Source organism: Vicinamibacterales bacterium, assembly GCA_036496585.1.
In the GTDB taxonomy this organism is placed as follows: Bacteria; Acidobacteriota; Vicinamibacteria; order Vicinamibacterales; family 2-12-FULL-66-21; genus JAICSD01.
On sequence record DASXLB010000071.1, the window covers coordinates 62,582 to 75,690 of the forward strand.

Annotated in this window: 10 protein-coding genes; 3 read left to right on the forward strand and 7 right to left on the reverse strand. The window is 69.4% G+C overall.

The genetic code is table 11. The features are described 5' to 3' along the window. Nucleotides 1–28 precede the first annotated feature (28 nt). Entirely contained in the window at nt 29–1,384 is a 1,356-nt protein-coding gene (locus tag VGI12_20335) for a TldD/PmbA family protein (GenBank protein HEY2435029.1), read from the reverse strand. Between the two features lie 102 nt (nt 1,385–1,486). On the opposite strand from VGI12_20335, the gene pruA reads away from it, so the two are divergent. Next, nucleotides 1,487–3,199, forward strand: a complete 1,713-nt coding sequence (gene pruA, locus VGI12_20340) for an L-glutamate gamma-semialdehyde dehydrogenase (protein HEY2435030.1) — start codon at nt 1,487–1,489, stop codon at nt 3,197–3,199. A 13-nt stretch (nt 3,200–3,212) separates the two neighbouring features. Here the strand turns inward: pruA and thrB are convergent, their stop codons facing one another. The 5 genes from thrB to VGI12_20365 all read right to left on the reverse strand — a co-directional run bounded on the left by thrB (nt 3,213) and on the right by VGI12_20365 (nt 9,433). Then, on the reverse strand, nt 3,213–4,085 hold the full coding sequence (gene thrB / locus VGI12_20345; protein ID HEY2435031.1) for a homoserine kinase: 873 nt from the start codon (nt 4,083–4,085) through the stop codon (nt 3,213–3,215). Further along, the gene (gene thrC / locus VGI12_20350) at nt 4,082–5,374 is read right to left on the reverse strand and encodes a threonine synthase (protein HEY2435032.1); all 1,293 of its coding nucleotides are present in this window, start codon (nt 5,372–5,374) and stop codon (nt 4,082–4,084) included. Before thrC ends, thrB begins: the two co-directional genes overlap by 4 nt. Next, nucleotides 5,371–6,684: a homoserine dehydrogenase gene (locus VGI12_20355; GenBank protein ID HEY2435033.1), complete on the reverse strand. Its 1,314-nt coding sequence runs from the start codon at nt 6,682–6,684 to the stop codon at nt 5,371–5,373. Before VGI12_20355 ends, thrC begins: the two co-directional genes overlap by 4 nt. A gap of 11 nt (nt 6,685–6,695) precedes the next feature. After that, nucleotides 6,696–8,057, reverse strand: coding sequence for an aspartate kinase (locus VGI12_20360; GenBank protein ID HEY2435034.1), 1,362 nt, complete (start codon nt 8,055–8,057; stop codon nt 6,696–6,698). 386 nt (nt 8,058–8,443) lie between these two features. Further along, on the reverse strand, nt 8,444–9,433 hold the full coding sequence (locus tag VGI12_20365) for a sugar phosphate isomerase/epimerase family protein (protein HEY2435035.1): 990 nt from the start codon (nt 9,431–9,433) through the stop codon (nt 8,444–8,446). 89 nt (nt 9,434–9,522) lie between these two features. Between VGI12_20365 and VGI12_20370 the strand changes: the two genes are divergently transcribed. Both VGI12_20370 and VGI12_20375 read left to right on the forward strand, forming a co-directional pair. Further along, nucleotides 9,523–10,338: a c-type cytochrome gene (locus tag VGI12_20370; protein HEY2435036.1), complete on the forward strand. Its 816-nt coding sequence runs from the start codon at nt 9,523–9,525 to the stop codon at nt 10,336–10,338. A gap of 1 nt (nt 10,339) precedes the next feature. Then, the gene (locus VGI12_20375) at nt 10,340–11,887 is read left to right on the forward strand and encodes an acido-empty-quinoprotein group A (protein ID HEY2435037.1); all 1,548 of its coding nucleotides are present in this window, start codon (nt 10,340–10,342) and stop codon (nt 11,885–11,887) included. A 75-nt stretch (nt 11,888–11,962) separates the two neighbouring features. On the opposite strand, the gene VGI12_20380 is transcribed toward VGI12_20375, so the two are convergent. After that, nucleotides 11,963–13,069, reverse strand: coding sequence for a right-handed parallel beta-helix repeat-containing protein (locus VGI12_20380; GenBank protein HEY2435038.1), 1,107 nt, complete (start codon nt 13,067–13,069; stop codon nt 11,963–11,965). Between the last annotated feature and the right edge of the window lie 40 nt (nt 13,070–13,109).

Below are 13,109 nucleotides of genomic sequence, written 5' to 3' on the forward strand. Positions count from 1 at the left end.
ATATCGGGTATCGGTCGCGCCGGCGGCGTCAGACGGCCGGCGATACCGACGTCATGTAAAAGTCTTCCATCCGCACCGCCGGCACGAGCGCCGAGCCAGGGCCGTCGTAGGCCTCGCCGGTGTGCATCGGCACTGCCTGGCCGATGGCGGTGACGTTGTTGAAGCCGACGAGCGGCGACATGTTCCAGCGGAAGTTCTGTACGGGACCGGCGATTTCGCCATTCTCGATCAGGAACAGGCCGTCGCGGGTCATTCCGGTGTTGAGCAGCGTCGGCTGATCCACCGGGCGGATGTACCAGAAGAAGCTGACCAGCAGACCGCGCCGCGTCGACTTCACCATCTGCTCGATCGTCTGATTCGTCCCCTCGAGGACGAGGCTCATGTTCGGCGTCGCGGGTGTCGGCTCATGCTTGGCGCGCGCGGCGTACTGCGCGTCGTAGTAGAGGTTCTTCAGCACACCCTTCTCGACCCAGGTCACCGGCCTGGCCGCGGTGCCGTCGGCCATGATCGGCGTCTGTCGCAGAATCGGGTTGCCGATGTCGCTCTTGATCGTGACGAGATCGCTGAACACCTTCTGTCCGAGTTTCGTCGTCCCGCGTTCGGCGCCCGACAGGTACGAGCGCGGACCCGTCTCGACCGCGCGGGCGTTGAAGATGTTGGTCATCAGCGACAGGAACCGCGCCGCCGGACGCGATTCGAGGATGACCGTGTAGCGTCCCGGCTCGAGCGCCCGCGGCTTCTGGCTCTTCATCGCCTTGTCGGCGGCGATCTCGCTGATCCGCACCGGATCGATCAGGCTCAGGTCCTTGACGCCGGTGATCCCGGCCCAGCCCGAGCCGTGGCCGTCCTGCGTCCGGCAGGTGAGGATCATGCCGGCTTCGGCGTACTGGTAGTAGGCGAACAGGCCGGCGGAGTTCGCCGAGCACGTCGTCTGGTAGGTCTTCGGGATGTAGCCGGATCCGAGGGCGCCCTTCTTGTCGCAGACGGCGACGCTCTTGCGCACCATTTCGGCGCGCTCGCCGGGGCCGAAGTTGACCGTCGGCGCCAGCGCGGCGTCGACCGGCATGTAGTCCTGCGGTCCCTTGACGAGCGGCGGCAGGTTCGGCGTGTCGCGCGCGGTCCGCGCGGCCTCGGTGGCCTCGTCGACCATCGCCTTCAGCGAGTCGTCGTCGAACTCCCGCGCCGACGCCGAGCCGACCTTGCTGCCGAGACGCACGTTGACCGCCAGCTGCTGATCGAGCTGGACGAGATTCACCGTAATCGTGGAATTGGCCCAGCGCGTACCCGATCGCTCGCCGCCACTGAACTCGACCTCGGCGCCGTCCGCCTTGACCATGTTCAGCACCTTGTCGGTGAGTGCCTTCACTTCTTCGCGTGAGTACATGGCCGCAAATTATATCTGCGTTCGAAAATGGCCGGTCCTGCCGCCCCAGCCCCGCGGTCCATTCCGGCTCCAGGCCAGCTGTCTCCGCTGTATGATCGACTGATGTCCACCCACGCGCCTTCGTCTCCAGCCGATCAGCCTTCCACCGCCGTGGCGCCCTCCGCGGGACAGGGTCTGACGCTCCATGCCGCGTTCGCAGGCGTCCGGCAAGTGCCGCCGCCCGTCAACGAGCCGATCCACAGCTACGCGCCCGGCACGCCGCAGCGCGCCGAGCTCAAGGCGCGCTTGACGTCGATGGCGTCCGAGAAGATCGACATTCCCGTCATCATCGGCGGCAAGGAGATCCGCACCGGCAAGACGCATCCGGTGACGATGCCGCACGATCATGCCCACGTGCTGGCGGAATACCACACCGCGTCGGCCGAGCACGTGGCGCAGGCGATCGCCGCGGCCAACGCCGCCCGCCGTGAATGGGCCGCGTGGCCATGGGAAGACCGCGCCGCCGTCATCCTGCGCGCCGCCGAACTGCTCGCCACGACCTGGCGCGCGACGATCAACGCGGCGACCATGCTGGGACAGTCGAAGACGGCGTTCCAGTCGGAGATCGACGCTGCCTGCGAGATGATCGACTTCTGGCGTTTCAATTCGGCGTTCGCGCAGGAGCTCTACCGCGAACAGCCGATCAGCGGCCCCGGCGTCTGGAACTCGCTCGAGTACCGCAATCTCGAGGGCTTCATCTACGCGGTCTCGCCGTTCAACTTCACCGCCATCGGCGGCAACCTGACGACCGCGCCGGCGCTGATGGGCAACACCATCGTCTGGAAGCCGTCGCACGCCGCGATGCTCAGCAGCTACTACACCTACAAAGTGCTCGAGGCGGCTGGGCTTCCGCCTGGCGTGATCAACTTCGTTCCGGGCGACCCGGTGATGATCACCAACCATCTGCTCGACTCGCCGGATCTCGCCGGCATCCACTTCACCGGCAGCACCGCCGTCTTCAACTCGATGTGGAAGAAGGTCGGCGAGAACATGGGGCGCTACCGCACGTATCCCCGCCTGGTCGGCGAAACCGGCGGCAAGGACTTCGTCGTCGCGCATCCCTCGGCGGATCCGCAGGAGATCGCGGTGGCGCTGGCGCGCGGCGCCTTCGAATACCAGGGGCAGAAGTGCTCGGCCGCCAGCCGCACCTACATTCCGCAGTCGCTGTGGCCGGAGGTGAAGGATCGTCTCGTCGCGATGATGCAGGAGATCAAGATTGGCGACGTGCGCGACTTCCGCAACTTCATGGGCGCAGTGATCGACAAGAAGGCATTCACCCGGATCAGCGGCTACCTCGAGGATGCGAAGAAGAACGCGAACGTCATCAGCGGCGGCACCGCGAAGGGGGAGACGGGCTACTTCGTCGAGCCGACGCTCGTCGAGACGAAGGATCCGGCCTACCGGCTGCTCTGTGAGGAAATCTTCGGGCCGGTGCTGACCGCGCACGTCTATGCCGACGCCCAATGGCTCGAGACGCTCGAGGTCGTCGACAAGACGTCGCCGTACGCGCTCACCGGCGCGGTGTTCGCCCGCGATCGAGGCGCCATCCGGCAGGCGGCGTCCGTACTGCGCAACGCAGCCGGGAACTTCTACATCAACGACAAGCCGACTGGCGCGGTGGTCGGGCAGCAGCCCTTCGGCGGCGCCCGCGGCTCGGGCACCAACGACAAGGCCGGCTCGAAGCTGAATCTCGTCCGCTGGGCCAGCGCGCGCACCGTCAAGGAGACGCTGGTGCCGCCGCGCAGCCATACGTATCCGTACATGACGGAAGAATAGGCTGCTGGAAGCGCTACTGATGCACGCGCGCAATGCGCAGCGTGCACGGCACCCGTTCCAGTCGGTACAGCCGGGCCAGCGCGCGCGCGACGCCGTCCGGATTACGCCGGACGACCACCGCCACCGACGGACCCGCGCCGCTCAGACAGACGCCGAGCACGTCGGGATGCCGCCACTCGAGCGCGCGGCGCAGCACGGGCACGAGCGGCTCGCGGTACGGCTGGTGGACGCGATCGCGGAGCGCCGCGGCCAGCTTCGAGCCATCGCGGGCGTTCACAGCGTGGAGCAGGAGCGCCAGCCGCTGCAGGTCGAACACCACGTCGGCCAGCGGGATCGCCGGCGGCAGCACGCTCCGGGATAGCGCGGTGGCGAGCTCGATGTGCGGGGTCGCCAGCACCAGCTTCCAGGAGGCGGGCCATTTCCATCGCGCGACGGTGACCCCGCCGTCGTGGCCGACCGTGCTGCTCGTCAGGCCGCCAAAGAGCGAGGCCACGGCATTGTCCGGATGACGCTCGATGTGGCACGCCGCCCGCAGGATCTCGTCGTTCGATCGCGGCCCGTCGCAGAGCGTACGCAGTTTGAGGCCGGCCAGCGTCGCCGCGGCGCTGCTGCCGAGGCCAGCCCGCTCCGGGATCTCGCTCTCGACGTCGACCTCGAGCGACGCCGGGCGTGTCGAGCGGAACGGCTCGAACTGAAAGGCGCGGACGATACCGTCCTCGCTGGCGGGGCGCGGCCGGGCGTAGCGGGTCACCAGCCGTCCTTGTCCGTCGGCGATCCGCCGGCGCACGCTGACGCGCAGGTACAGCGAGACGGCGAGGCCGAGCGTGTCGAAGCCCGGCCCGAGATTGCCGATCGATCCCGCCGTGCGGATGACCGTGCGGCTCATGCCGGAACGGCGGTCTCGAGGGCGCGCCGCACGGCGTCGTAGTCGCCCGGCAGCTCGATCGGCGCGTTTGGCGCGGTGGTGAGCTTGAAGTCCACGAATTTCAGGCCGCTGGCCGTCGAGAGCACGACGACGCGCTCGTGGCGGCCGATCGCGCCGCGTGCGACGAGCTTCGTGACCGCCGCGAGCGCCACGCTGGTCTGCGGACAGGTGAAGAATCCCGCCGCGTCGGCCTGGACGGCCGCGGCCGACAGCTCGCGCTCGCTGGCCTGCTCGACGAGGCCGTCGCACCGCTGCAGCGCGCGCATCGCGCGCGGGAACGAGACGGGGTTGCCGATCTGGATCGCCGAGGCATGGGTCGGCTGCGCGGCGACCGGCTCGAACCGCCAGCCGCTGACGAACGCCCGATAGAGCGGATTGGCTGCCTCGGTCTGGCCGACCACCAGGCGCGGCAGGCGCGACGTGAGGCCGAGCGTGCGCAGCAGCTCGAAGCCGGCGAACAGCGCGCTGACGTTACCGAGGTTACCGCCCGGCACGACGACCACGTCGGGCGCCTGCCAGCCGCATTGCTGCGCGATCTCGAACGCGACGGTCTTCTGCCCCTCGAGGCGCAGGCTGTTGAGCGAGTTGGCGAGGTACAGCCCCTCCTCGACGGCGAGCCGCTCGATGATCGTCATGCAGCCGTCGAAGTCGGTGCCGAGCGCCAGCACCGTGGCGCCGTTGGCCAGCGGCTGCACGAGCTGCGCACGCGTCACCTTGCCGCGCGGCAGGATCACGATCGCGGGAATGCCGGCGGCGGCCGCATACGCCGCCAGCGCCGCCGAGGTGTCGCCGGTCGACGCGCAGGCCACGGCGCGAAGCCGCCGGCCGTCGGCGATCATCTGCTTCACCGTCGAGACCAGCACGGTCATGCCGAGGTCCTTGAACGAGGCGGTGTGCGACGTGCCGCACTGCTTGATCCACAGGTCGTCCAGCCCGATGGCGGCGCCGAGCCGTCCGGCCGGGACCAGCGGCGTCGATCCCTCGCCCATCGAGACGATGTGCTCGTCGCGGATCGACGGCGCCACCCATTCCTTCCGGTTCCACACGCCGGACGTGTACGGCCACGCCGCGCTGAGGGCGCGCGTCTCGAAGAGCGCTTTCCAATCGGCAGCGCTGCGCGATCGCAGCGCGTCGAGATCGTGCACGACCTCCATCAGGCCGCCGCAGGCGGGGCAGCGGTGCACGATCGCGTCGAATGGATACGCGCCGCTGCAGCCCGAGGCGCAGCGCAGCTCAGCCCGGAACGTCATGCGTGCGCTCTCTCCCGCGCCACGCCCAGCACCGGCATCGCGACCGGCGGCGAGACGTGGAAATCGAAGCCGCCGATGCGCGCGAGCGCTGCCTGGACCGTCGTCGACGGCGTGTCGTCGAGGCTGATGACGAACGGCCGCGCTTCGGCGGGGAAGCCCGGCTCCTGAAGGATGGCGTCGATGTTGATCGCGTGCTCGGCGAACACCGCCGCCAGCGCGGCGATGATCCCGGGACGGTCCGCCACGGTGAAGCGGACGTAGAACGGCGCCGTGCGATCGCTCGAAACCCGATCGACGGTGGACAGGGGCGGCCGCGCCGGTGGGCGGGCGCCGCGGGCGATCCCGAGCACGTCCGATACTACCGCGACCGCCGTCGGATTGCCGCCGGCGCCGCGGCCGCCGAAGCTCGTCTCCCCCCCGAACCGCCCCCTGACGGTCACCAGGTTCTCGCTGCCGTTGACGCGCGCCAGCGGCGCGTGCAGCGGCACGAGCGCCGGTCCGACGCCCGCTTCGAGCCTGGCGCCGCTGTCGTCGCGGACCGCCCAGGCGACCTGGCGGATCGTGCATCCGAGCCGCCGCGCGTACTGAAAGTCGAACGCCGTCACCGCGGCGATCGTCTCGGTCCGGATCGCCGGGACTGGCGCCTGGATGCCGAGCGCCACCATCGCCAGGATGGCCAGCTTGGCGCGCGCGTCGCGGCCGTCGATGTCCTGCGAAGGATCCGCTTCGGCGTAGCCGAGCGACTGTGCCTCGCGCAGCGCCGCGTCGAACTCGACGCCGTCCCGTTCCATCCGCGTGAGGATGTAGTTGCAGGTGCCGTTCAGAATTCCGGCGACCTCGCTCAGCCGATCGCCCGCCAGTCCGCTCTCGATCGCGCGCAGCACCGGCACGCCGCCGGCAACCGACGCTTCGAACCGCAACTGGCATCCGTGTGCCGCCGCCAGCGCCAGCAGCGACGGTCCGGCGTGCGCGATCACCTGCTTGTTCGCGGTGACCACCGACACGCCGCGGCTCAGCGCCCGACGGATCCAGGCTTCCGCCGGATCGAGCCCGCCGATCAACTCGACGAACACATCCGGTTCGCGCGCCAGCGCTTCGTCCACCGATTCGGTCCACAGCAGCCGCTCGTCCTGGTCGGTCCAGCCGGCCCGTTTGACGCCGGGGCGGCGATCGAGCACCGCGACGAGCTCGACCTCTTCGCGAAGCCCGCGCAGGACCTCCGCTACCGAGCGACCAACCGTCCCGAACCCCGCCAGGACCACCCGGCAGGGGCCGGCGCGGGCGGATCGTGCGCGTTCAGTCTCTGTCATGGGCGTATTCATCATGCCACCGCTGCGCGCAAGACGTCGGCCTCGCCGGCCAGCACGCCGTGCAGCCGCGCCAGCAGGTCGTGGACGGCGGCGTCCTCGACGACGACCGCCAGTGCCGAGGCCGCGCCGCCCGGCCGCGCCACGAGGTGGACGTGGCGTCCGTCGAACGCCGCGAGGGCGAGCATCACCAGGCGCGGATCCTCCGTCAGCCGGTCACCCACGGCGCACACGGCGGTCAGGCCCTCGCGCGTCTGGACTTCGGCGAAGTCGCCGACCCGCGCGCGCAGTCCGTCGAGATCCGCGCCGGGACTCACTGCCACCGTCAGCTTGCCCTTGTGCACCTCGCCCACGAGCACGGCCACATGAGCGTCGGCCATCGCCTGCAGCACTCGCGCGGCGAACGCGCGATCGGCGCGCCGCTGGCGGGCGGTGACGTGGACGAGCGTCACCGTGCCGCGCGCCGCCACCGCGATGTAGCCACCGGTGCGCGACCCGTCGGCGTCGATCCGCGTCCCCGGCGCGTCCGGACGCCGCGAATTGAGCACGCGAACCGGGATCCCGAGCGCGGCCGCCGGCTCGATCGTCCTGGGATGCAGCACTTTCGCACCGAACGTGGCGAGGATCTCGGCATCTTCGTAGGACATGGCCGGAAGCACCCGCGCGCCGGCGACCACCCGCGGATCCGCCGAATAGACACCGTCGACGTCGGTCCAGATCTCGATCTCGTCAGCGAGCAGGCAGGCCCCGAGAATCGCCGCCGAATAGTCCGATCCGCCCCGCCCGAGCGTCGTCGTGACGCCACCGGGACCGCTGCCGATGAATCCGCCGGTGACGACGACGCGGTCGAGCGCGAGCGCTGGACGGACGTGCCGGCGGACCGCATCCTCGGTGGCGGCGAGATCGGGAGTCGCCTGGCGGTGCCGGCCGTCGGTGGAGACGAGATGCCGCGCGTCGATCCATTGTGCTCGCACGCCGCACTCGGTGAGATAGGCCGCCACGAGGCGGCTGCTCCACAGCTCGCCGGCCGCAACGAGCTTGTCGAGCAGCGGCGGCGATGCGTGCGCGGCGTCGGCAATGCCGTCGACCGTCCGCTCGGCGCCGCGCGCGATGCCGCGCAGCATCGGCTCGACCGCCAGCGCGCTCAGCGCGCGGGCCATGTCGAGGTGCCTGGTGAGGATTTCGTCGAGCGCCGCGCGCGCGCCCGCGCGATCGTGCACGGCCAGCTCGCCGATCGCCAGCAGACGATCGGTGACGCCGGCGAGCGCCGACACCACGACAGTCCTCGCGCCGGTGCGCGTCTTGACGATCCCTACCAGCCGCTCGAGCGCCGCCGCATCCGCCACCGACGTTCCGCCGAACTTGAGCACTCGCATGGTCGATCTCCACTCTCCCGACATACCGCACCAAAACAAAAAACCCGCCGGACTGAAGAGTCCGGCGGGTGATGGATGCGCGTTGGTGCTGAACTGCTTAGGTCTTCATGACGCGCACATACCGCCGGACACGCGAATTCGCTGGATGCGAATTCGCTGGCAGGTACCGGTGGTGGTGGCGGCCAGGGTGGCCATGACGGTCACGAACGGAGTGTAGGGGAGAAACCCATGCAGTGCCGGTATGCCTGAGTCGTCATCGTCATGCAGGACGCATACGTGGCCGTAAATCGAAGCAGAGCCGGAAGATGGGGCTTCTGAGAAGGCATGCGCCGACAAGGCCAGGCCATCGTCAACCCACTCCAGCAGGGTTCTGGCGGCGGCCAGCGCTATCGGACACCCGCCCTCCGCATCACAGCGAGCGTCGTCTCCAGCGCCAGCTTCGAGCCCTCCTCGGGCGACATCGTGTCGGGCACGCGGCCGAGCGGCTCCGGGCTGACGCCATCCGTGTAGCCGGCTGTCTTCAGCGCCTGAAAGAATCCCACGAGATCGATCACGCCTTCGCCCGGCATCAGCCGCATGTTGTCGCGGACGTCGGCTGCCGGCATCGCCTTCGCGTCCGAGACGTGCACGTGGACGATCCGCGAGGCGCCGGCTTCGGCGATGTCGGCGGCGGTGCTGCCGGAATGGTGCCAGTGCCAGGCGTCGAGGATCACGCCGACGTTCGCTCCCGTGTCCTTCGCGAGCGCCAGCGCGTCGTGCATGTTCCAGATGAACGGCTCGCTGGGCGGACCGCCGGGCCGCGGCATGCGGAAGTAGAGCGGGCCGAGGAACTCGACGCCAAGGCGGATCTCCGACTTGCGCAGGACCTCGGCGACGGCCGTCAGCCGGTCCACCGCCAGCCTCCGCTGCGCGGCCGGATCCATCGTCGTCGACGCCGGCAGGACGACCATCATCTTCCGACAACCGACGGCGGCGACAAATGCCGCATCCTCGGCGAGACGGGCGAGCGCGTCCTTGAAGGCGGCGTCATCCCCGGCGAAGGGCAGCGGCCGGGCCATCGGCAAGTTGACGATCGACGGGATGATGTGGAGATCGGCGAACAGCGCCCTGGTCGCCTCGAGCCCTGCGGCCTGGGCGGGTGCCAGATCCCAGTCGACGCCGCCGTACCCGACGTTCGCCGCGAGACGGATCTTGTCGGCGCCGCTCACTCCGCGCGTGACCGCGCCGTTGAGCGACACGAACATCGCCTGCGCGCCGCGGCGCGCGCGTTCCGGGGATTTCGCGCCGCCGGCCGCGCTGGTGGCGGTGGCATCCAGGGGCGCCGCGAGCGCGGCCGCCGCGCACGAAGCGCGGACGAAGAACTCTCGTCGCGTCATGCGCGGAGTGTAGCGTATCCCGCGCGCGCCGCCGGGCCGCCCGACCCGCGAAGGACCCTGGCCACGTGATGTGACGTAAAATGCCGGACGTGAAATTCGTCTCGACGGCCATCATCCTCTGGGCCGGCGCGCTCGTCTCGGCCGGCACTCCGGCCGGAGCGACGGCGCAACGCGGTGGTCCCCCGCCGGCGGCTGGCACCGGCGAAGCCCTGTTTGCGGCGAACTGCGCCTTCTGTCATGGGCGGGATGCAACCGGCGGCGCGAGCGGTCCGGATCTCACCGATTCGCCGCTCGTCAACGCCGACGTCAACGGCGACAAGATGCTGCCGGTGATTCGCAGCGGCCGTCCGGAAAAGGGCATGCCGCCGTTCGCCGCGCTGCCCGAATCCGACATCCGCAAGATCGTCGAGTACGTGCACGCGCGCAAGACGGACGTCGACACCAGTCCGGGGCGCCGTCGCAAGGTGAGCGCCGAGGACATCTCGACCGGCAGCGTCGCGAGCGGCCGCGCCTACTTCGACGGCAACTGTGCGACGTGTCACAAGCCGTCCGGCGACCTCGCGGGCGTGGCCTCGAAGTACCGCGGTCTCGCGCTGATGCAGCGCATGCTCTACCCGACCGCCGGCAACGCCGCCTCGCCGGCCGAAGGCGGGGAGCGCCGGAAGCCCGAGGCCGTGAGCGTGACCGTGACGCTCGCGTCGGGCCAGACCGTCACCGGCACGCTCACGTACCGCGACGAGTTCAACGTCGCGTTCACCGACGCTTCCGGCAGGCCCCGATCGTTCTCGACCTCCGCGGTCAAGGTTGCCGTGAGGGATCCGCTGCAGGCGCACGCCGACCTGCTCGCCAAGTACACAGATGCCGACATCCACAATCTCGTCGCGTTTCTCCAGACGCTCAAGTAGCGTGCGTTCCTGGCATCTTGCGGCCGCCATCGCCGTCGCTGCCGTGCCCGCCTTGGCGCTGGCCCAGGCAGGACAGGGCATCGACGGGTCGGCCATCCTCAAACCGGCGAAGGACAGCTGGCCGACCTACCACGGCGACTACAGCGGCCGCCGCAACAGCCCGCTGACCCAGATCACGCCCGACAACGTCAAGAACCTCGGACTCGCCTGGGTCTTCGCCACCGGCCGTAACGACCAGATCAAGGCGAGCCCCATCCTCGTCGACGGCGTCATGTACCTCTCGACGCCCGACCACGTCTGGGCGGTCGACGCGCGCACCGGCCGGCAGCTGTGGCACTACGCCAACCCCGAGAACAAGGCGTTTCACATCGGCCATCGCGGCGTCGCCGTCTACAAGGATCTCGTCTACCTGACGACGCCCGATTGTTACCTCGTCGCCCTGAACGCCGCCGACGGCACGGTGAAGTGGCGGACCAAGATCGCCGACGCGAGCAAGGGATACTGGTCGACCAACGCGCCGCTGCTCGTGAAGGGGCACCTGCTCGTCGGCGTGTCCGGCGACTTCGACAACCTGCCGGGCATCCTGCAGTCGTTCGACCCCGAGCACGGCGATCTGCAGTGGGTCTTCCACACGACTGGCGAACCAGGCAAGACCAAGCCTGGCGACGCCATGGGCGGGCAGATGTGGATGACCGGCACCTACGATCCCGATCTGAATCTGGTCTACGTCGGCACCGGCAATCCGACGCCCGTGCTGAACGGCGGCGCGCGCCCCGGCCCGAACCTCTGGACGGTCAGCATCGTCGCCCTCAACCCCGACACGGGCAAGCTGGCCTGGGGCTTCCAGGCGACGCCGCACGACACCCATGATTGGGATGCCTCGGAAGTGCCCGTCCTCGTCGACGCACCGTTCAACGGCACGCCGCGCAAGCTGCTGATGCAGGCCTCGCGCAACGGCTACTTCTTCGTGCTCGATCGGATCACCGGAAAGAACCTGCTGACCAAACCTTTTGCAGCGGTCAACTGGGCCACCGGCGTCGACGCGAACGGCTCGCCGATCCCGAATCCCGACAAGGACCCGGCGCGCGACGGCCGTCTCGTGGCGCCGAACGAGGGCGGCGGCACCAACTATCGGTCGCCGAGTTTCGATCCGGCGACCGGGCTCTTCATCGTCAGCGCCGTCGACGGGTACGGAATCTATTTCTTCAAGCCGGAGTACGGCGACTATGGCTGGGCGGGCGCCGATTACGGGGTCTACAGCAAGGGGATGCTCCGCGCACTCGACTATCAGACCGGCCAGGTGACGTGGGAGCACGATCTGTATGGCGGCGGCGGTGGCGCGGGCGTCCTGACCACCGCGTCGGGCGTGCTCTTCACCGGCGACAGCAATGGCAACGCGCTGGCGCTGCGCACCCGGGACGGCTCGACGCTCTGGCACTCGGCGACCGGCCGGATGGGCTCGCCGCCGATCACCTACGAGCTCGACGGCCGTCAGTACGTGGTGATGGGCGGCAACTCGTCGCTCTACGCGTTCGTGCTGCCGCAGTAGCAGCCGCGACAGGCAGACCCAAGGGTCTGCGCTACGGGCGCGCGACCGCTCGCGCCTCGCGCCTCGAGGGTGCGGCTATCCGCCTGAGGGACGGTAGCCGGCGGCGGCGTACTGCAGCGTGTGCGGTACGAACCGCTCGTCGAACTGCGGGTCCGGCGCCGCCAGGGTGTTGGCGTCGCGCGCGACCGTTCCGCGCAGGTCGTCGATCTCGCCGTGAATGAAGCAGCCCTTCACGCCGCTGCCGTCCTCGATGTCGATTTCGTAGCGCCGCTGCGGCGCGATGCCGCCGCTGGCCGTGTTCTGCCAGAAGATCGAATCCACGTAGGTGCTGTCGGTGCCGGCGTCGTCGACGCCGTTCCAGTTGCCGGTGAAGGTGCACCGGCTCACCATCGCCTGCGCGCCGGCGAACACCGTCATCGCGCCGGAACCGTGCTCGGGATGGAACTCGCCGCCGGCGAGGATGCCGACGAAGTCGACGCCGAGATTCGAGATGTTGCCCGCGAACAGGCAGTTCTCGAGCGTCGCCTTGGAGAAGTGCAGCAGATCGAAGCCCGACCCGGTCGTCTGCGTGCGGTTGTCGCGGAACACGCAGTTGCGGAACAGCACCGAGTCGCGCGGCGCGACGAGGTGCTCGACCGACACGCCGGCGCCGCAGGGACTGGTGTAGTTGCCGAAGACCTCGACGTTCTCGATCGTCGGGAACGAGCGCGCGTAGACCTTGATGCCGCCGCCGTCGGTGTAGAAGAACAGCGTCTTGCGCACCTCGTCGGACTCGATCGGCGACCGCTCACCGGAACCGGTCGTGAAGTTGTTGGCGCCGGTCACGCGGAAGCCGTGGAAGACCGTCCGCCGCGACAGGCCGTCGCCGAAGTAGACGACGTGATTGACGACGGCCGGATGACTATGGGCGCGGGGGTCGGACACGGCCGGGTTGGCCGCGGTCAGGATCACGTCGCCGGCGGCTTCGAGCCGGATGCCGTCGTGCCGCGCGTTGAACCAGACAAGCGCCTGACCGGCGGCGTGCGGCGCGTAGGTCCCCGCATGGACGACGACACGCTTCCGGGCGTCGGTCGCAGCGGCGTCGAGCGCGCGCTGAATCGATCCGCCCGGATACACATGGAAGCCGTCTGCCCGTGCCTCGAATGCCGGATGGGAATCCGCCCCCAGCGCGAAGGTTCGCACCGGGAGGACCGTCGAGGCGAGCAGCAGCTTGAGAAATGTT